Annotated in this window: 17 protein-coding genes; 10 read left to right on the top strand and 7 right to left on the bottom strand. The window is 35.1% G+C overall.

Annotated elements, in window-relative coordinates; genetic code table 11:
* Positions 1 to 9 precede the first annotated feature (9 nt).
* From BLS98_RS17665 to BLS98_RS23820, 3 genes are all read left to right on the top strand, one after another.
* Entirely contained in the window at positions 10 to 696 is a 687-nt protein-coding gene (locus BLS98_RS17665; protein ID WP_228425401.1) for a DUF6759 domain-containing protein, read from the top strand.
* Between the two features lie 6 nt (positions 697 to 702).
* On the top strand, positions 703 to 1,140 hold the full coding sequence (locus tag BLS98_RS17660) for a DUF6759 domain-containing protein (RefSeq protein WP_089737946.1): 438 nt from the start codon (positions 703 to 705) through the stop codon (positions 1,138 to 1,140).
* A 178-nt stretch (positions 1,141 to 1,318) separates the two neighbouring features.
* A complete protein-coding gene (locus tag BLS98_RS23820) occupies positions 1,319 to 1,471 on the top strand; it encodes a bacteriocin-like protein (protein ID WP_111994848.1) in 153 nt (50 codons plus the stop codon).
* A 208-nt stretch (positions 1,472 to 1,679) separates the two neighbouring features.
* On the opposite strand, the gene rpsB is transcribed toward BLS98_RS23820, so the two are convergent.
* The 3 genes from rpsB to rplM form a co-directional block, all read right to left on the bottom strand.
* Complete coding sequence (gene rpsB, locus BLS98_RS17655; protein WP_089737944.1) at positions 1,680 to 2,441, bottom strand: 30S ribosomal protein S2; 762 nt, start codon at positions 2,439 to 2,441, stop codon at positions 1,680 to 1,682.
* A 186-nt stretch (positions 2,442 to 2,627) separates the two neighbouring features.
* Positions 2,628 to 3,014 carry a 30S ribosomal protein S9 gene (rpsI, locus tag BLS98_RS17650; RefSeq protein WP_045501218.1) on the bottom strand — a complete coding sequence of 129 codons (387 nt, stop codon included), beginning with the start codon at positions 3,012 to 3,014 and terminating at the stop codon, positions 2,628 to 2,630.
* 6 nt (positions 3,015 to 3,020) lie between these two features.
* On the bottom strand, positions 3,021 to 3,476 hold the full coding sequence (gene rplM / locus BLS98_RS17645; RefSeq protein WP_027375420.1) for a 50S ribosomal protein L13: 456 nt from the start codon (positions 3,474 to 3,476) through the stop codon (positions 3,021 to 3,023).
* 508 nt (positions 3,477 to 3,984) lie between these two features.
* Between rplM and BLS98_RS17640 the strand changes: the two genes are divergently transcribed.
* A complete protein-coding gene (locus tag BLS98_RS17640) occupies positions 3,985 to 5,109 on the top strand; it encodes a DUF3667 domain-containing protein (protein ID WP_089737942.1) in 1,125 nt (374 codons plus the stop codon).
* 38 nt (positions 5,110 to 5,147) lie between these two features.
* Here the strand turns inward: BLS98_RS17640 and BLS98_RS17635 are convergent, their stop codons facing one another.
* Positions 5,148 to 5,564, bottom strand: a complete 417-nt coding sequence (locus BLS98_RS17635; protein ID WP_317040649.1) for a hypothetical protein — start codon at positions 5,562 to 5,564, stop codon at positions 5,148 to 5,150.
* A 172-nt stretch (positions 5,565 to 5,736) separates the two neighbouring features.
* On the opposite strand from BLS98_RS17635, the gene BLS98_RS17630 reads away from it, so the two are divergent.
* The 4 genes from BLS98_RS17630 (at position 5,737) to BLS98_RS17615 (ending at position 12,510) form a co-directional block, all read left to right on the top strand.
* Positions 5,737 to 9,084: a methylmalonyl-CoA mutase family protein gene (locus BLS98_RS17630; RefSeq protein WP_089737941.1), complete on the top strand. Its 3,348-nt coding sequence runs from the start codon at positions 5,737 to 5,739 to the stop codon at positions 9,082 to 9,084.
* An 87-nt stretch (positions 9,085 to 9,171) separates the two neighbouring features.
* Positions 9,172 to 10,431, top strand: a complete 1,260-nt coding sequence (locus BLS98_RS17625) for a hypothetical protein (RefSeq protein WP_089737939.1) — start codon at positions 9,172 to 9,174, stop codon at positions 10,429 to 10,431.
* Positions 10,432 to 10,549: 118 nt separating this feature from the next.
* The gene (locus BLS98_RS17620; protein ID WP_089737938.1) at positions 10,550 to 11,431 is read left to right on the top strand and encodes a hypothetical protein; all 882 of its coding nucleotides are present in this window, start codon (positions 10,550 to 10,552) and stop codon (positions 11,429 to 11,431) included.
* A gap of 38 nt (positions 11,432 to 11,469) precedes the next feature.
* Positions 11,470 to 12,510 (top strand): hypothetical protein, encoded by a 1,041-nt coding sequence (locus BLS98_RS17615; RefSeq protein ID WP_139166149.1) that lies wholly within the window; start codon positions 11,470 to 11,472, stop codon positions 12,508 to 12,510.
* 108 nt (positions 12,511 to 12,618) lie between these two features.
* Here BLS98_RS17615 and BLS98_RS17610 read toward each other — a convergent pair whose 3' ends face one another.
* Positions 12,619 to 15,351: a M16 family metallopeptidase gene (locus BLS98_RS17610; RefSeq protein WP_089737935.1), complete on the bottom strand. Its 2,733-nt coding sequence runs from the start codon at positions 15,349 to 15,351 to the stop codon at positions 12,619 to 12,621.
* A 126-nt stretch (positions 15,352 to 15,477) separates the two neighbouring features.
* Here BLS98_RS17610 and BLS98_RS17605 point away from each other — a divergent pair, with 126 nt between their 5' ends.
* Positions 15,478 to 16,188: a Dph6-related ATP pyrophosphatase gene (locus tag BLS98_RS17605; RefSeq protein ID WP_089737933.1), complete on the top strand. Its 711-nt coding sequence runs from the start codon at positions 15,478 to 15,480 to the stop codon at positions 16,186 to 16,188.
* Positions 16,189 to 16,292: 104 nt separating this feature from the next.
* On the opposite strand, the gene BLS98_RS17600 is transcribed toward BLS98_RS17605, so the two are convergent.
* Positions 16,293 to 17,702: a pyridoxal phosphate-dependent decarboxylase family protein gene (locus BLS98_RS17600; protein WP_089737931.1), complete on the bottom strand. Its 1,410-nt coding sequence runs from the start codon at positions 17,700 to 17,702 to the stop codon at positions 16,293 to 16,295.
* Positions 17,703 to 17,878: 176 nt separating this feature from the next.
* Between BLS98_RS17600 and BLS98_RS17595 the strand changes: the two genes are divergently transcribed.
* Positions 17,879 to 18,988: a serine hydrolase domain-containing protein gene (locus BLS98_RS17595; RefSeq protein ID WP_089737928.1), complete on the top strand. Its 1,110-nt coding sequence runs from the start codon at positions 17,879 to 17,881 to the stop codon at positions 18,986 to 18,988.
* Here BLS98_RS17595 and BLS98_RS17590 read toward each other — a convergent pair.
* Entirely contained in the window at positions 18,972 to 19,586 is a 615-nt protein-coding gene (locus tag BLS98_RS17590; protein ID WP_089737926.1) for a hypothetical protein, read from the bottom strand. The two genes, BLS98_RS17595 and BLS98_RS17590, sit on opposite strands and share 17 nt — an antisense overlap.
* Positions 19,587 to 19,634 lie beyond the last annotated feature (48 nt).

Raw genomic sequence — 19,634 nt, 5'->3', positions numbered from 1 at the left:
ACACTATTGATGAAAAAAAAAATTTTGACGATTTTATTTTTCACTTTCCTTACTCCCGGCTTTACATACGCTCAGAAAGCTAGTAAAGACATCTTAAAAAGCACAAATATCAAGGAAATTGAAGAATATCTTAAGACCGCACACCCTGACGATCCTAAAAAGAGTGTGCTAAAGCCTAAGCTCATTGCTTTAAAAAACTCTGAGTGGACGAAAGGAGCACGTACTGCCAAACCCATGGAGGCAAGACCTGTTATTGCAGATATCCCCAAAAACGCTATGAAAGATCCCAACTCTAATGAAGCGGAAGAATTTAAGCGCTTGCTTGCCGAAACATCTGCAGAGCATAAGGAGAAAACCGCACAGCTCTTAAATACAATGCTTAATGAGGATCTTACCAAAAAAGAATCTATTCTTTTATTTAAAAACAATTCAGACTGTAATATTGTTCTCAGGATAGAAGGAAAAGAGTACTATAATCTTGCTGTTCCCGCTCACGGAGAAAACTTCATTATCGTTAATAAAGGCCCTTATACGCTGAACAGTAATGTCTGTGACATGAAGTACTTCTCTCAGAAAGATATAAAAAGAAGTATCTTTGTAACGATAGATAATCCGGGCCAGCCTGGAACTCAACAAATCGCTGAGATAAAGGCTTCACCTGAGAAACCATTAAAAAAAAGAAAAGTAAAAAAATAAACGGGTATGAAAAAGTTATTAGTTCTTAGCGGGATTTCAATGATCCTTACCAGCTGTAGTGTTAATTATGGTGGTTATCCCATTAGAAATCCTTATCCTACCAATTCTGGTGGTGGCAATGCTGCTAATACAGAGAGAGAATATAATGAACTGATAAAGACCCATAAGCCTGAAACTGCTGAAGTTCTTAGCGACCTTCTTAATAATGATGATCCAGGTAATCCAAGAACATCTATCTCAATAAATAATAATTCTGCGTGTAATATGGTAGTAACAATAAGTGGGAACAATTTCTTTAAAAAGATTCCTATAGCTGCTGGAAAAACAGGATATACAATGGTCTTTAAAAATCAGAATTATAACTTATCCGGTATGGTTTGTAATTCACGATACCAATCTAATAAATTTATAACAACCTCCTATTCTATAACACTTAGAAACTAAAATAACCCCACAACTATCTGTGGGGCTTCTTTTTTATAAAGCTTTGAAAGCAATTGATTTCGGTAGTTTTTTTAAAATCTTTCTATCACTCCAAATCAAGAAGATCAATACAATTATTTTTTTATGTTAAATCTCCAATAAGAGAATTGTTAGTATATTTGAATTCTAAATTAAAATCATGAAAAATTTAAAGAAAATTTCAAAGCAGACATTAAAAAGTATTAATGGAGGAATCGATGTATGTCCAAAAGGCATGAACGTAGTTTATTGTCCTGACAATCCAGTTCCACAGTGCTTTTTTTACCATAATACATTAGATTGTAGATCTTAGATAAAAAATCCCTCAGATTGAGGGATTTTTTTTGTTCACTAGAATATTACCAAACAACTATTTAAATTCATTATTGGGGTTTCTACGCAAGTATAAAATACCTCATTAATCTGCGCTATCAGCGAGATCTGCAAAAATCCTATATTAAAAACAAAAAAAACGCTGGATCGAAATCCAGCGTTTTTCCTATATTAAAGAAAATCTTTAATTATTCTACATCGAAATCAGCATCTGTATCAGCAGACACTTTTTCTCCTTCTTCTTTAGATTTTTCTTTATCAGCTTTTCTTTGAGACTGACCTTCTTTGATAGAATCAGAAACAATGCTCAAGATCATATCGATAGATTTAGAAGCATCATCGTTTCCTGGGATAACGAAGTCAACTTTTCTAGGGTCAGAGTTTGTATCAACGATACCGAAAACTGGAATACCAAGTTTCTTAGCTTCAGTTACCGCGATGTGTTCTCTTAAGATATCAACTACAAAGATTGCAGAAGGAAGTCTAACCATGTCAGAGATAGAACCTAAGTTTTTCTCTAAGTTAGCTCTTTGTCTGTCAACTTGTAATCTTTCTTTTTTAGATAAAGTTTCGAACGTACCGTCTTTTTTCATTTTGTCGATAGAGTTCATCTTCTTTACCGCCTTTCTGATAGTAACGAAGTTCGTTAACATACCTCCAGGCCATCTTTCTGTAATATAAGGCATATTAAGTTCAGAAGCGTGTTTTGCAACTACTTCTTTCGCTTGCTTCTTAGTAGCTACGAAAAGAACTTTTTTACCTGCAGAAGTTAATTTTTCTAAAGCGCTGCACGCCTCATCTAATTTAACTGCTGTTTTATGTAAGTCTACAATGTGAATACCGTTCTTCTCCATAAAAATGTATGGAGCCATATTTGGATTCCACTTTCTAGTCATGTGACCGAAGTGTACGCCAGCCTCTAAAAGGTCTTTTACATTTGCTTTTGCCATGTTTTCTGTTTTTGTTAGTTTACTTTCCGTCTTTTAAACAATCAACAACTTCTTTAGATGGGAGAAGCGTTTGGATGCTAAACGTAACGGGCAATTTTTTTGTTTAGATAATAAATAGATTTCAGATATGAGATAACAGATTGAAAAAAATTCTGAAATCCGGTATCTTGAATCTGAAGTCTGAAATTAACGTTTTGAGAATTGGAATCTCTTTCTTGCTTTTTTCTGACCTGGCTTCTTTCTTTCCACCATTCTTGCGTCTCTTGTAAGTAAACCAGCTGGCTTTAATGCTAATCTGAACTCAGCGTTGATTTCGCATAAAGCTCTTGAAATACCTAATCTGATAGCCTCTGCCTGACCTGTATTACCACCACCGAATACGTTTACGGTAACGTCATACTGACCAACAGTCTCAGAAAGGATGAACGGTTGGTTTAATTTATAAACCATCACGTCTGTAGAGAAATAAGTTGCAGCATCTTTACCGTTTACTGTAATAACACCAGAACCTGGTCTTACATAAACTCTTGCTACAGAAGTTTTTCTTCTTCCGATTTTGTGAACTATAGACATAATTAATTATTTAAATTCGTTAACATTAATTGTTTTAGGCTGTTGAGCTTCATGTTTGTGCTCAGTTCCTTCATATAAATAAAGGTTCTTAAGGATAGCAGCACCTAATCTGTTTTTAGGTAACATACCTTTTACAGATTTCTCTAATACCTTTAAAGAATCTTTCTTTTGAAGTTCAGCCGCAGTCATAGACTTCTGTCCACCAGGATAACCTGTATGCCAGATATAAGTCTTATCAGCCCACTTGTTTCCGGAAAGCGTAATTTTCCCAGCATTCAAAACGATTACGTTATCACCACAATCTACGTGAGGTGTAAAATTCGTTTTGTGCTTACCTCTCAAAATCTTTGCAACCGTAGAAGCTAGTCTTCCTAACGGCTGTCCTTCAGCGTCTACCACAACCCATTCTTTATTAGCAGTAGCTTTGTTCGCTGAAACAGTTTTGTAACTTAATGTATTCACACGTTTTAGTTAAAGATTAAACATAATTTACCCCTAAAAGGGTGTGCAAAGGTACAAATTATTTTCGTAACCCAAAAACATATTTCATTTAATCTATAAAATATCGGAGGATCAACTCTATAGCAATACATTTTAACACTAATTATATTTTTGGCATAAAACTTGTAAAATGTTGTGGCGATGAAAAAAAACGTTTAGAAGGTTCTAAAAGCACAGAGATGATAAAGCAAGAGTTTCTTCCCTCAACTCTTTCTTTATTGCCTTTATTCTAAAATTTCTGTAAAAACTCATTCTCCCTTATTTTTAAACAGATCTCTTTATTATGGACTACTCTATTATATAAAGTCACTTTCTACTCATTAAAAAGACTTTACTATATAGTACGCTCCTTTTCTTTTAAGAATCATTATTCCTCAATTTTAATTTTTCTTTAAGGATTTCTTCAAAAGCTTATTGATATCATTATTTATTTCCCGAAATATTTATCTTTGTCGCACAAACAAGTACCATGAGCCACGGAAAGATCCGAGAAGACAAAACCTGCCTGAATTGCGGGTACCAAGTAGAAGAAAGATTCTGTCCTCATTGCGGACAGGAAAATACTGAACGCAGACAGCCTTTCTATTTCCTCTTCACCCATTTCGTTGAAGACTTCACCCATTATGACGGCCAGTTCTGGGGAACCGTAAAAAATCTATTATTCAAACCGGGTAGACTCACAAACACTTATCTTGAAGGGAAGAGACAAAAATTTGTTCCCCCTGTGAAACTCTATATTTTTGTCAGCTTTATAACATTCTTCCTATTTGCTCTATTTCCTCCTTTCAAAATCAATTATGGACATACAGAAAAAAAGGAGCACGATGTTACGAAGACTAGTACAACCAAGAACCAGACTGTACAGAACATAGTGAATGGGATTGAAGCAGAAAAGCTAGAAGTAAAAGATTCTGCAAAAATAGCAGAGCTCAATCAAGCACAGACTTATATACAAGATTCATTGAAGAAAGGCAGTTTTCAAGAAGGCCTTATAAGCACATTGGATACTGACAATAAAATAGCCGATGATTCAGGTTTTTTAGGATACAAAACTCAGGAAGAATATGATAAAGGAACTGCCAATAAAAAAGACATTTTCAGTTTTATCAATGATCCTTTTGCTCATAAATTCTTCAGCTTAAAAGAAGAAGGGGTTAAAAAAGGGGATATTTTGAGAAATTTGATAGAAACATCTTTTCACAATCTGCCCAAAGCCTTATTCATTTATCTCCCAATTTTTGCATTCTTTTTATGGATATTCCACAGCAAAAGAAAATGGTGGTATTTTGACCACGGTATTTTTACTTTGCATTATTTTTCATTTTTACTTGTAAGCATTTTGATATTAGCTCTGCTCATTAAAGCTGCAGGCTCATTAGCAGAATATACCTTTTTTCCTTCTTTAATATCACTGATTATATTTGCAGTTTCGATATATGGATTGATTTATTTTTTCATTGCACATCGTCGGGTATACAAATCACATGGCGTTGTCAGTATTATAATAGGTGCAATTATATTCTTTCTTAATCTGATTGCATTCACATTCTTAGTAACGGGACTGGCATTGGTAAGTTTTCTGATGCTTCACTAAAAATAAATAAGGCTGTCAGATCTGACAGCCTTATTTATTTATTTTCTTAACGACTTAGTCGCCCTAAAACTTGCGATTACATAATAGGCTACAAACACCATTGAAAACTTCAGAATGGATGGAATGGCCAGTTCCAGTTTAAAAATTAAAGTTCCTATCAGCACCAGAATAGCCATTACCACAAAGGATAATCCTAACTTTTTAGGCAATGTAAAATCCGGAGTATCCAGATAATAAGCAATCCCCCAGGCAGCACCAAAAGCAATGGCATAATAAAATTCCAGACCAATATTATCTGAACTTAAAAAGAAATAATTGATAAGGAAGCTTACTGCGGTTCCCAACGCGAAATATATCAAAGCTTTTTGCATGTCTGTAAAATATGGTGCAAAAATAGAGATTTTAATTTGAGTAATTAAGGATATGTCAATTTCTAAACGAAATCTGTAAGTCATTTTTGATTCTGCAACTACCGAACCTTTCGTCTTTCAAATTATTAAACCTAAAAAAGGAATCATTTTATTAAATAACGCTATTCAAACGCATGATAATCAGTATTATAAAATCAAACACAAGGTTGTTTTTTTATTGTTATATTTGAAAACTTAGAAACTTTCTAGAATTTTTATGGAAACCCAAAAATATACTCCAACCAACAAGGTAAGAATCGTAACAGCTGCGTCATTATTTGACGGGCATGATGCTGCGATCAATATTATGCGTCGTGTCATTCAGGGAACTGGATGTGAAGTGATTCACTTAGGACATGACAAATCAGCTGAGGAAGTTGTAAACACAGCGATCCAGGAAGATGCCAATGCTATTGCATTAACTTCATACCAGGGAGGTCACAATGAATATTTCAAATATATCTACGACCTTTTAAGAGAAAAAAATTCACCACAGATCAAGATTTTTGGTGGCGGTGGCGGTGTAATCCTGCCTGAAGAAATTGCAGATATCATGTCTTACGGAATTGACAGAATTTATTCTCCCGATGACGGCCGCGAACTTGGATTACAGGGAATGATTGACGATTTAGTGAAAAGATCAGATTTCGCAACAGGAAAAGAGGTTACAGCAAGTGATTTAGATTCAATCAGCTTTGAAAATTCTACAAGCATTGCTAAAATCATTTCTGCTGTTGAAAACTTCTCAGAAGAAAAGCCTGAACTGGTACAAGCTATTGACGAAAAATCAAAAGATTTAAATATCCCAATTATCGGTATCACGGGTACAGGTGGAGCCGGAAAATCTTCTTTGACAGACGAATTGGTAAGACGTTTTCTACGTTCAAATCCAGGTAAAAAAATTGCTATCATTTCGATTGACCCTTCGAAAAAGAAAACCGGAGGAGCACTTTTGGGAGACAGAATTCGTATGAATGCGATTAATGATCCAAGAGTTTATATGCGTTCGATGGCGACAAGAGAAAATAACGTTTCCGTTTCTCCGTTCATTCATTCCGCTTTAAATGTATTGAAATTGGCTTATCCTGATGTGATTATTCTGGAAACTTCGGGTATTGGTCAATCAGGTTCGGAAGTATCAGATTTCGCAGACGTTTCCATGTATGTGATGACTCCTGAATATGGAGCTTCTACACAGTTGGAAAAAATAGACATGTTGGATTATGCGGATTTGGTTGCTTTAAACAAGTCTGATAAACGTGGTGCATTAGATGCACTTCAGGCTGTAAGAAAACAATTCCAGAGAAACCATTTATTGTGGGAAAGCCCATTAGATGATATGCCGGTGTATGCTACAAAAGCATCTCAGTTTAACGACCACGGAACAACTGAATTATACAACCGATTGGTTGAAAAAGTAAATGAAAAATATACTGACTTAAACTTGCGAGGTTTTGTGGAGCAGGAAATTACAGACGAAGTAACGATCATTCCTCCAAAAAGAGTACGTTACCTTTCTGAAATTGTTGAAAACAACAGACAATACGACGCCAACGTTGAAAAACAGGCTGAATTAGCAAGAAAAATGTATCACATTGAAGGCGTAAAAAGTTTCCTTTCAAATGAAACGTTAGATGCTGAATATCAGAAAGCAGAAAAAGATCTTCAACAGGAGAATATTGATTTCTTAAAAAATTGGGATGATACGAAACAGGCTTTTAAAGCTGAGTTCTATTCCTATTTCGTTCGTGGAAAAGAAATTAAGGTTGAAACTTCAACCGAATCTTTATCTCATTTAAAAATTCCAAAAATATCATTGCCAAAATATACTGATTGGGGTGATTTGATTAAATGGAAAGGCCAGGAAAACCTTCCGGGAGGATTTCCATACACGGCAGGAATTTATCCTTTCAAAAGAACTGGAGAAGATCCAACCAGAATGTTTGCCGGAGAAGGCGGACCGGAAAGAACCAACAGAAGATTCCACTATGTTTCGGCAGAAATGGATGCAAAACGTTTATCAACAGCTTTTGACTCTGTAACTTTATACGGACAAGACCCTGCTCTTCCACCAGATATTTATGGTAAGATTGGAAATGCGGGAGTTTCTATTGCGACGTTGGATGATGCTAAAAAATTGTATTCCGGATTTGATTTGGTGAATGCAATGACTTCAGTTTCTATGACGATCAATGGCCCTGCGCCAATGCTATTGGCTTTCTTCATGAATGCTGCCATCGATCAGAACGTTGAAAAATATATTGCTGAACACAAGCTTGAAGCTAATGTTGAGAAAGCTTTAAAAGCAAAATTCGATGATAAAGGGTTGGAAAGACCAAAATATAACGGGGAATTACCTCCTTCCAATAATGGTTTAGGGTTAAAATTATTAGGTTTAACAGGAGATGAAGTGATTCCTGCTGAAGCTTATGCTGAAATTAAGGCTAAAACTATTGCAACTGTTCGTGGAACTGTTCAGGCAGATATTTTAAAAGAAGATCAAGCTCAAAATACCTGTATTTTCTCTACTGAATTTGCCTTAAGATTAATGGGGGACGTTCAGGAATATTTCATCACAGAAAAAGTAAGAAACTTCTATTCGGTTTCTATTTCAGGATATCACATTGCTGAAGCTGGAGCAAATCCGGTTTCTCAGTTGGCATTTACACTGGCTAATGGTTTCACTTATGTGGAATACTATCTGTCAAGAGGAATGAATATCAATGATTTTGCTCCTAACTTATCTTTCTTCTTCTCTAACGGAATTGACCCTGAGTATTCAGTGATCGGACGTGTAGCAAGAAGAATTTGGGCAAAAGCTATGAAACTGAAATATGGGGCAGACGAAAGAAGCCAGATGTTGAAATACCACATCCAGACTTCAGGACGTTCGCTTCACGCTCAGGAAATTGATTTCAACGATATCAGAACAACACTTCAGGCACTTTATGCCATCTATGATAACTGTAATTCTCTTCACACCAATGCTTATGATGAAGCGATTACAACACCTACAGAACAGTCTGTAAGAAGAGCAATGGCGATTCAGTTGATTATCAACAAAGAATTAGGATTGGCTAAAAATGAAAACCCACTTCAGGGATCTTTCATTATTGAAGAGCTAACAGATCTTGTTGAAGAAGCTGTTTATGCAGAATTTGACAGAATTACAGAAAGAGGTGGTGTTCTTGGTGCTATGGAAACCATGTATCAACGTTCAAAAATCCAAGAAGAATCTATGCATTATGAATGGTTGAAACATACCGGAGAGTACCCAATCATCGGAGTAAATACTTTCTTAGGAAAAGATGGTTCACCAACGGTTCGCCCAGGAGAAGTTATCCGTTCAACTGAGGAAGAAAAGCAGGTTCAGATCGAAACCCTTCATAATTTCCAAAAATCTAATGAAGACAAGTCAGAAGCTGCCTTAAAAACATTACAACATGCAGCCATCAATCAGCAGAATTTATTTAATGTAATGATGGATGCGGTAAAATACTGTTCTCTGGGACAAATCACTAATGCTTTATTTGAAGTGGGTGGTAAGTACAGAAGAAATATGTAAGACGAGTTACATCTTGATATAACAAAACCTAACAGGATTCAGAATCCTGTTAGGTTTTTTATTTATATTCGCCGCAAAAAATAAAATATGAGAATCTCACTTGCCCTTTTGCTCTGTCTTATTTTTAGTTTCACAAATGCTCAAAAGAAAAAAGGTTGTGAAAGTTCTGAAAAAACTAAATACGATGAAGACTTAAGAAAGAAATGGGAGCATGATGCCTATCAACCCATTTCAAAAGAAGAGGCATTAAAACCAATTTTCAAGCATGTTCAGATTGATTATGTGGACCAGCCTGCCCAAATGAAAGATCTTATAGACTCCGTAGCTATACAAACAGAAAAAATAATGGCAGCCAAAAAGATTGATCCAGAGGATTTTGAAAAGAAATCTGATATTAGAGATTCCTTAGATAGTATTGAGGCCCATAAAATGATCGGAAATATTTCAAAGCCATTCGTTATTAAGAGTGAGAGAAAAGGAAAAAAGTGGGCCATCCTTTTTGTAGATTTTAAATATGATGAAATATTTGCCTTTGGTGCCGGATACTGGATTTCTCTTTCCGAAGATGGAGGTAAAACATGGAAAAAATATTATACAGGATTAACAGAACACAGAAATTACTATTTCAAGAAAAATTCTAAGCAACCTCTTTGGCATGATGAAAACCATCTTCAGATTGAAGCTGATATTGTCAGAATGCTTGAGCCACGAGCACATCCTTCTCCGCCTCAATATGAGGCAGTAAAAGATAATGCTCTCATCATTTTAGATATCAACGAAATTGAAAAAGATTCTGATGGAGATGGATTAACTGATATTGAAGAACGAAATCTCTTCCTAAACCCTTTTTCAAAAGATACTGATAGTGACGGAATTACTGATTCAGAAGATAATAATCCCAGATTTGCAAGTGCTACTAATGATTTTGTAAAACTTTATGAGGGAGTTATACTTGGTGAGAATGTTAAGTCTGCTGGTAAATATCCTAATGAAGATTATTTTATAGATCTAATAAACTCTCTGAAAAAAAATGAAGATTCAGAAGCCTCTGATAAATTCTATTTACGGGAAACTATCCAATTGCTTGTGACTGACGATATCAATCTTCAGAAGATAAATCCAAAAAAATCTAAAATTATTATTTTGACCTCAAAGGAATTTGAAGAATATCAAAAACAGTATCACTCTGAACTGAAAGAATTGAATTACTCTCCTTTATTTAAGTGTGACAAAAAACCTAATGTCTTTTTACTTAAATCCAGCTCAACATTTACAGGGAAAACAGAAAAAATAATTCGAACTAAAAAAGGCTGGAAAATAATCACAGTTACCAGTTGGATTTCATAACCAGCACCTCTATCAAAAAAGACTTAAAATCAGCGATTTAATAAAAATATAATAATTCAAACCTCAAGGAATTTCTTTGAGGTTTTTTTGTATTTTTAATCTAACAAAACTAACACTCATGAAAAAGGAATTTCAAATTAAAGAGCCCTGCTCTGTTGCCCGGGAGAATATGCAGGAGATTCCCGGTGGAAGTTTTTGTGATCATTGTTCAAAGAAGGTGTATGACCTTGCGGATAAAACGGATGATGAGATTACAATATTATTACAAACTAATTCATCTGTTTGTGGAAGGATTCAGGCCGATCGGTTATCTATTCCGGGAGAAAAAACAGAAACTCCATACAACTTTTTTCAACTTCCTTTTAGAGCAATAGCCAGTGGAATTTTTCTTTCTATTTTATTTACCTCGAACCTCAACGCACAAAAAAAGAAGATTGATACTTTGGGCGTCGCAGAGATTCAGGGAATGATTTGGGTATCTCCTAAATCAGAGGATGAAAACTATGATTATCCTGAGCCCGTAATAATGAGAAAACTGGAAGTGAAGCCTTCAGGAGATTCAGGAAACCTCATCCAATATCAATCTATTGTTATTCTTACCCCATATAAAAGATTCAAATCCGAGCAGGCTTTTAAAAATTCTATCAATATTCCGGCTGACAATATCAGAATGAGCAATATATTCGTTTTTGAAGGAACACCCGTTCAGAATGGAGAATTAAATACTAATAAATATTTTCTTTTTGTGAATAAACGTCACATTAAAGAGGATAATACACTGAATTTAAATTTAGATCAGGCGAAGGGATTACCTTTTAATCCTAAAAATAAGGACTTCATTTATTTTCTGGATGGGGAAGAAATTACGATAAAAGAGTTTGAACAATACCAGAAAGAAAATAAGATTGATTCCTATTTTCTACCGGAAATTTATGCAGAAGAACTATTCGGAACAGAGTACTATTTTGAAAATGGAGCAATTGTATCCTATCGGAGATAAGCTCCCACTTTAGCCACCAACCACAAGAAACAATCATTATGAAAAATTATTTGAAAAGACTTTTGTTTTTATCTGCTCTCTGCTTTACAGTAATGATATTGGCACAAAAGCAACCTGAACAATTCACTATAAGCCTTCCTACAAAAAAACTGGATAAGAGTTATTACAAAACCATTAAAGTGTTTGACCGCAGAATTGATACCACTTCATTAGGAACTGTTCGAAAAGGGCTTTTAAATAATCCTGTTAATTTGGTTGCTTCCAAACCTCTTTCCGACCAATTTCAAGAGGTTTTAAACAATCTTAATGGGGAAAATGCAGAAAATGGAACTTTAGTTTTATACCTCAGACAATTGTCCTTTGCTGAAATGGCTGTTCATGGCTATTGTTATTTTCAGGCATTTTTATTCTCAAAAAATGAAGATGGCACTTATTCTTTATTAGACCAGGCCAATCAGGTTATAGACCATAAAGCCAAGTCTGATGTTACCAAAGAAATGCTGCAGCAAGGAAGTGAACTCCTCGTTGATTTTATCGCAGTAAATGCATCTAAAAAACCACAATCTAACCAACATTACACATATGAACAAATTAAAGACTTTGAGAGAGTTGCTAAGGAATCTATCAGTATCTTCCACTCTTCTGAACTGAAAGACGGGGTTTACAATAATTATCAATCCTTAAAAAATCAACAGCCTAACAAAGAACTTTCTCGAGTAAAATTTTATGGTAATGCTCCAAAAATTGTAAGAATTTATGAAACGGTAAATGGTGAAGAAAAGGAAATCAAAAAAGATGATATCTACGCTATTATTTACAAAGGTGAACTTTATCTCTATCTTTCCATAGAAAATCTATTTACAAAGGCTGAAAAAAAAGACAATGACTATTATATTGTTGGAAAAATAAAAGCTAATCCTAATTCTCCCAATCTGATGGTTGCTCCTGCTTTACCTTATGGTGGTGGTATTGGAGTCGGAGTTTCATTCACCAGCAACCCTCTTACTCTTTTTGAAATGAAAATTGATTACTTCAATGGTGATTTTATTCCCATCAGAGAAGTTCAGAGTAAAAGGTAGATTAAGCAGAAAGTTGAAAGTTTCTTTTAGTCATATAGCTACTAACATTCTCTTAAAAAACAAAAACCGCAGATGATTCTGCGGTTTTACTTTATATGGAACTGAAAACTATTTCTTGTTGAAATCTCCTGCAAAAACAGAAGTCAGTTTATCTTCACTGATATATTTTTTAAGGACATCGTTTACCTGTCCTACTTTTAAAGCAGAAACTTTCGCTTCCAGTGTATCATAGTCTTCCAAAGGAATACCATACTGAAGCTGAGAATTCACAAGTCCCATCAGTGTACTCTCATTTCCTAAGCTGGTTTTTCTTGAAGTTAACCACGAGGTTAGGTTAGATTTAAATTCTTCCTCAGTAAATCCTTCTTTTACAGCTTTATTTACTTCTTCTTTTAGGGCTTTGTTTACAGCATCTTTTTTCGTTGGGTTAAAGAATGCATACCAACCCCAAGATGCTACATTATTATCTGCCGGCACTCCCATATATGAACCTGCACCGTAGCTTATTCCTTCTTTTTCACGAAGTCTCATCGGAATTCTTGCCGTCATGAATCCTCCGCTGCCCAACATTTCATTAGCAATCAGCAATGCCGGATAATCAGGACTCTGTCTATCCATAGAAAAGCTAATCTTACCTACAGCGGCTCCATTTTCTTTATCCGGAGTTAAATAGATTTTATCTTCTTTTTTAGTCGCAAAAAATTCAGGCTTAATTTGTTCATAGTTCGATTTGGAGTTCCATTTCCCGAATGTATTTTCCATTAATGAAGATGCAGTTTTAGAATCCAGATCACCAATCATTGTGCCTACTCCATTATTACTTCCTATAATTTTATTGTAAAAATCTACAAGTTCTTGTCTTTTGATTGTTTTGTTAGCCTCAATCTGTTCTTTGAAAGATGGAGTATAATAAATACTTTCTTTAGGATAATTTTCAGTGACTTTTCCAATCTCAGTAAATGCCAATGCCTGTGGATCATTTAAAGAACCTTCCAGATACGTATTATATTCATTAACGGTCTTTGCTAATTCTGCTTCAGGGAAGTTAGATTCTGTAAGGATTTCCTTCATCAGATCCATCACTTTAGGCAAATGCTCTTTGTATGTATTTACGTTGGCAGTTAAGGTTTGTCCTTTGAATGAGAAATTGATGGAAGATTTCCACTGATCCAGCATATCCTGAATCTGCTCCTTCGTATGAGATTTAGTTCCGGTTTTCATCACCTGAGCCATTAATGCTCCTATCTGAGATTTTCCGCTTAAGTCTTTAGCATTACTTACAGGAAAACGGAAGCTTCCCATTACTTTTCCACCTTTAATTTCTTTCTTGATAACGCCATACTTCATCCCGTTGCTTAATTTTCCTTCAGAAAGATTAGCTTTTAGGTTTTTAACGCTTGCTTCGAAAGGTGCTACTTCTTTTTCTAAAGCTTTCCCTTTATAATCTTTTGTTAAACCAGCAATCTGGTCATCAGAATATTCAAGGTTTTTAACTCTTTTTTCATCTTTAGCAGGTACAAATACACCTACCGTTCTGTTATTCGTTTTAAAATATTTATCAGCAACCCCTTGGATATCGGCCAAGGTTAGTTTTTCAACATTATCACGATACAACATTCCTAATTTATAGCTTCCGGCACCTACAATCTCAGTAAGGCCAATTGCAAAATTGATGGTATTGTTTTTTGTATTCTCAATCTGCTTTAAAATTTTAGCCTTAGCTCTTGCAACGTCCTGCTCTGTATACTTAATGGTTGCAACTTTATCCAGCTCTGTTCTAAACTCACTTTCTACAGCTTTTACATCTTTATCCGCAGGAACTTCCAGACCAAAATACATAAATGCCGCATCTCTTACCGTTGGCTGATAAGAATAAACAGAAGCCGCTTTATGAGAATCAATCATTGCTTTATATAAGTATCCTGAAGGATCTGCTGTTAAAATTTCTGATAACGCATCTAATGCTGCATAATCTTTATCTGCATAAGGTGCCGTATGGTATAATGCGCCCACAATTTTGCTGTCTCCTGATCGCTTTAGCTCTACAAAACGTTCTCCATCCTGAGCCGGCTCAACAGTATAAGTCTGATCTAAAACTCTTGAAGGTCTTGGAATAACAGCAAAGGATTGGGAAATATAATTTAAAGCCTGCTTTTCATCAAATTTACCTGCTACAACTAGAGTGGCATTATCCGGTTGATAATGTTTTTCATAGAATTTTCTAAGGGTAGGTGCCTTTACTCTTTCAATATCTTCCTTGCTTCCGATGGTACTGTTTCCGTAGTTATGCCATAAATAAGCAGTGGATACAATACGCTCCATTAACACTGATCCCGGGTTATTTTCGCCAATTTCAAATTCATTTCTTACTACAGAAAATTCTTTATCAAGATCAGTTTGAAGAATAGTAGCATTCACCATTCTGTCTGCTTCCATTTCTAAAGCCCACTTCAGGTTTTCATCACTGGAAGGGAAAATCTCATAATAATTTGTTCTGTCGTACCAGGTAGTACCATTGGCATCTCCTCCTTTATCTGACAATTGTTTTTTAATGTCTCCTAATTTCTTAGTGCTTTTAAATAACATATGTTCCAGTAAGTGAGCCATACCTTTTTCTCCATACCCTTCGTGCTTGGAACCTACATTGTAAATAATGTTTACCACCATATTACTTTGTGAAGCATCCGGAATTAAAAGAACTTTCATTCCATTACTCAAGGTGTATTCTTTTACTCCCTCTGTGTTGCTTACAAATTTTGGTGCTTCGGCTTTTTGCGAAAATAAAGGCGTTGCGATTCCTGTGAAAAATAGGACGGCTGTCCCAACCAATAGATTTTTCATGTGTTTTATTTTAAATCTGTTTAATTTTGAGTGTTTTCAAGTCTATTATACTAATTAGACACTTTAATTCATCGGAATGTTACAAATTTTGTCATAAAATTGCAGTATTAACAGAAACTTAGAATAATGAAGCCGAAAGTCTTATTCAACTGGAGCAGCGGGAAAGATTCTGCATTGGCTCTTTATAAAATAGTACAAGAAAATCAATATGAAATAAAAACTTTATTAACCAGTATCAATAAAGAGTTTCAAAGGATTTCTATGCATGGGGTTCATGTTCTTTTATTGGAACAACAGGCTTCTCTTATTGGTATTCCGCTTACAAAAATGGAACTTCCCAAAGAACCATCTATGGAAGAATATCAGGAACTCATGAATAGTACAATGACTGAAATACAGTCACAAGGTATTACCCATTCTATTTTTGGGGATATTTTTCTTGAAGACCTCCGCCAATACAGAGAAAAACAATTAAATACCATCGGTATGCAAGGTGTATTTCCTCTTTGGAAACAAAATACCTCTGACCTTATTCAGGAGTTTTTAAAGCTGGGATTTAAAACAATTGTAACCTGTGTAAATGGAACTTATCTGGACAAAAGCTTTGCAGGAAGAATCATTGACCAACAATTTCTTGATGATCTCCCTGAAAATGTAGATCCTTGTGGAGAAAATGGGGAATTCCATACGTTTACTTTTGATGGACCTATTTTTAAAAGGCCGGTTCAGTTTGAAATTGGAGAAACGGTGAAAAAAACGTATCCCAAGCCAAAATCTAATCCGGATGACCAGGAGGAAGACTATGTTTTCTGGTTCTGTGATCTGATTCCAAAATAATATACAAATTATATTTTTTAGCCACGAATAACATAAGTCCTACAAACTTAGAAACATAGAATATGATACAAAAATGGATTATTCGTGCATTCGTGGACTTTATTTTATTTTAATTGCGTAATAATGGTATTCATGGTCTCAAAGATTAGCTGAACATCTGTTTCATTGGTTTTCCAGTTAACAAAAGCAGCCCTGATCCCTTTATGCTGATTATAGAAAGTAGGTGTCATGAAAACTTTCCCTGTACTATTCAGCATTTCAAGGAATTTCCCTACCTCGTCTTGTTTTGCATCATCTTTCAGGGTGAAACATACTGTATTGAGACGCACGGGAGCTAAGAGTTTAAAATCATTACTATTTTCAATAAGCCTTCCAAAATTTCTAGCTAATGAAACATTATTTTCCACAATATCCTTATAGCCTTCTTTTCCGTAAGCCATTAAAGAAAACCAGGCTGGAAGAGCTTTTAACCGTCTTGAATTCTCAGGAAGGAAATTTAAATAACTAAAGTCTTCCAAAGGATCTCCCAAATAGGGAGCATTGGAGTTCTGAAAGGTTTCTACCTGCAAAATTTTGTATTGTTCCTTTACTAAGAATAAGGCACTTTCATAAGGAACATTCAGCCATTTATGACAGTCTATGGTAATACTGTCTGCATGTTCCCAACCTGCAACAAGGTGTTTGTAGTGCTCTGAGCAAGCAGCAAAACCACCAAATGCAGCATCAATATGCCACCAGAAATTATATGTTTCTTTTAATTTTTTGATCTCCATAAAATCATCGAAATCAACAGTATTTACAGTTCCGCCGCTAGAGATCAGTATAAATGGTTCATTATTAAGCTGTAGAATATGTTCTTCCAAATCTTTAATAGAAATGGCTTCACGATCATTTCCATCCGTTTTAATCCTGATAATATTATTGCTGCCCATTCCTAAAAGAGACAGTGACTTTATAGAGGATGAATGAGGAGTTGCCGTCAGAACTTTAAATACTTCAGACACCCCCTCTTTTGCAATATCCCGTCCTTTTTCTTTTCCTAACCATTGACGGGCCACTGCCAAACAGGTAAAATTAGACATCGTTGCTCCGGTTACGAAACCACCCAGAAAACTATCCGGAAGCTCTAAAAGTTCCAGAAGAAGCTTAATAGTCTCAAACTCTACATTGGCAGAAATATCTCCCTGTCCTTTTCCAGACTTGGGATTCTGATCATAGATCGTCGTAAGCCAATCTCCAGCAATGGATGCCGGTGTAGAGCCTCCGGTTACAAATCCCAGATATCTTGGGCCGGAAGAACCTACCATAATAGGTTCAAATCTTTCGTTGAATAGCTTGATGACATCCTCAGTTCCGAAACCATATTCTGGCATACTTACCGGTTCCGATTCAAAAGGATTATTGATGGATGTAGGTCTGTCTGCAAGAGAATTCAGGTATTCTGAACCCTGTTTTTTTATAATATCTAATAGATGGCTTATGTTTACTGCATCATTTTTCAGATGTTCTTTCATGATGGTGGGATTAAGTATAATCTATTCAAATGTATTGAATAGTCTTCAAAGAACTATTAAATATAGATTAAATACCTCAATTTTCCTTTCTTAGCACGTATTTTGCATCCTACAACGCTCTTAAAAATTTCAGTATATTTAAGAGTATCAATTTTAATTTCAAAAAATAAACACCCGTGATCAAAAATTTAATGTTCCTTATTTCTTTTTGTTTTTTAGTATTGTCGTGCAAAACAGAGACCTCACAACCTCCCGTTGATAAAAAAGCAATTATCGACTCCACTATCACCGCTTTTCAGAAAACGCTTTTAAAACAGCAGATTGATTCTACATTCAAAAAATATCATTTCAATGGAAGCATTGCGGTTTTTAAAGATTCACTTCCTCTTTACAGAAGAGAAAACGGATACTCGGATTTTAAGAGAAAAACTAAAATAGACAGCAGTACTATTTTCGCCATTGGATCTGTTAGTAAGCAATTCACAGCCGTTATGGTTTTGCTTCAGATGGAACAGGGAAAATTAAATGTTACAGATAAAGTTTCTAAGTATTTAAAGGAGTTTCAGATTAAGGAATATGAAAACATTACGATTCATCAGCTTCTGAACCACACTTCAGGACTGAATATGATGGGTGGAAAACTGATGTTTAAAAGTGGATCAGATTTCTTCTACTCCAACGACGGTTTTAATGCATTAGGAAAAATTGTAGAAACAGTATCCGGAAAGTCATACCACGAAAATGCTTTAGAACTATTCAAAAAGGCAGGTATGAATCAGTCTTCAACCGGAGATGTTTTTAAAGGAAACAATTTCGCCTCCGCTTATTTGGGAAATGCAGGCAAGTTCGAGGAAGTTCCCAATATGCCTAAAAGATTAGGTGGAAAAGAAATAGGTACTCCTGCCGGTGGAGTTCTTTCTACAGTTCAGGATCTTCATACTTGGAACAATGCGTTGTATGGCGGAAAAATTCTGAAACCTGAAACGCTTAAACTCTTTATGGCAAAAAGTGCAGAAAGAAGACATGCGATCTTTGGAAAAATGGGCTATGCCTACGGAATCATGTTGAACATCGGCAAGCCCAATTCTTATTTTCACAGTGGGTATGTAAAAGGTTCTCCTTCTCTGAATATCTATTATCCTGAAACGAAGACTTCTGTTATTATTCTTTCTAATATTGCAGATGAAGAAAAAGGAAAAGGCTTAGTCTTCAAACCGCATATTGAAGTGAAGAAGATTACAGACCATCTTGAAAACACCCTTAATCAGCTTAGATCAGAACCCTAGTTTTTCGTGCTCTATAATACAAAATCTGAAGTTTAACAGCCATAGCATATAAAAAGAAAAGCTTTAGCATTCCACTTCCCTCTACTGCCAGATTATCATAAAAAAGATAAACAGAAGTAAAAAGAACAATGCCTGCAAGAGCATTCTTTATGATCAAAGGATGGAAACTGAGCTGTACGTAATGGTACAGTTTCATTTTTCTGAAAATAATATTATAGGCTAAAAGTGAAATCAAGGCTCCTATCAGTACAATTTCAGCATACATAAATACCTCTGATCCTGTTACTATAAATTTGGAAAGAAGCAATGTGAAAACAGCAGCATACAGCATAATATTCCTGAATCTTTTCTGAAGTGTTTCTTTTTCAAGCCTTGTAATCTTATGGAATGAAAACAGATCTGCTTTTACAATTTCCAGCTCCTGTTTCCAGCTTAATTTTGTATTCTGGAAAGCTTCATCAAAGTTTGATTTCTGCTCTTCCATGAGAGAAGATATTTGTTGTATAAAGTGGTCTTTAATCTCGATAAATAATTTCGGATTTAATTTTTTTGATAAAAGATATTGCTGTATTTCTTTTTCCTGAATAAGTGTAATCATATAAAAATAGGTTATTAGTTTTTAGTATTTTTTGAGTTAATGTGTTTA

It is taken from the genome of Chryseobacterium jejuense (assembly GCF_900100075.1).
Lineage (GTDB): Bacteria > Bacteroidota > Bacteroidia > Flavobacteriales > Weeksellaceae > Chryseobacterium > Chryseobacterium jejuense.
The sequence above is the reverse complement of the archived record's forward strand: the minus strand, read 5'-3'. Positions and strand labels throughout refer to the sequence as shown.

Coding starts and splice junctions, on each gene's coding strand:
- BLS98_RS17665 (WP_228425401.1), top strand. CDS start 10: ATGAAAAAAAAAATTTTGACGATTTTATTTTTCACTTTCCTTACTCCC.
- BLS98_RS17660 (WP_089737946.1), top strand. CDS start 703: ATGAAAAAGTTATTAGTTCTTAGCGGGATTTCAATGATCCTTACCAGC.
- BLS98_RS23820 (WP_111994848.1), top strand. CDS start 1,319: ATGAAAAATTTAAAGAAAATTTCAAAGCAGACATTAAAAAGTATTAAT.
- rpsB (WP_089737944.1), bottom strand. CDS start 2,441: ATGGCAAAAGCAAATGTAAAAGACCTTTTAGAGGCTGGCGTACACTTC.
- rpsI (WP_045501218.1), bottom strand. CDS start 3,014: ATGTCTATAGTTCACAAAATCGGAAGAAGAAAAACTTCTGTAGCAAGA.
- BLS98_RS17640 (WP_089737942.1), top strand. CDS start 3,985: ATGAGCCACGGAAAGATCCGAGAAGACAAAACCTGCCTGAATTGCGGG.
- BLS98_RS17635 (WP_317040649.1), bottom strand. CDS start 5,564: ATGACTTACAGATTTCGTTTAGAAATTGACATATCCTTAATTACTCAA.
- BLS98_RS17630 (WP_089737941.1), top strand. CDS start 5,737: ATGGAAACCCAAAAATATACTCCAACCAACAAGGTAAGAATCGTAACA.
- BLS98_RS17625 (WP_089737939.1), top strand. CDS start 9,172: ATGAGAATCTCACTTGCCCTTTTGCTCTGTCTTATTTTTAGTTTCACA.
- BLS98_RS17620 (WP_089737938.1), top strand. CDS start 10,550: ATGAAAAAGGAATTTCAAATTAAAGAGCCCTGCTCTGTTGCCCGGGAG.
- BLS98_RS17615 (WP_139166149.1), top strand. CDS start 11,470: ATGAAAAATTATTTGAAAAGACTTTTGTTTTTATCTGCTCTCTGCTTT.
- BLS98_RS17610 (WP_089737935.1), bottom strand. CDS start 15,351: ATGAAAAATCTATTGGTTGGGACAGCCGTCCTATTTTTCACAGGAATC.
- BLS98_RS17605 (WP_089737933.1), top strand. CDS start 15,478: ATGAAGCCGAAAGTCTTATTCAACTGGAGCAGCGGGAAAGATTCTGCA.
- BLS98_RS17600 (WP_089737931.1), bottom strand. CDS start 17,702: ATGAAAGAACATCTGAAAAATGATGCAGTAAACATAAGCCATCTATTA.
- BLS98_RS17590 (WP_089737926.1), bottom strand. CDS start 19,586: ATGATTACACTTATTCAGGAAAAAGAAATACAGCAATATCTTTTATCA.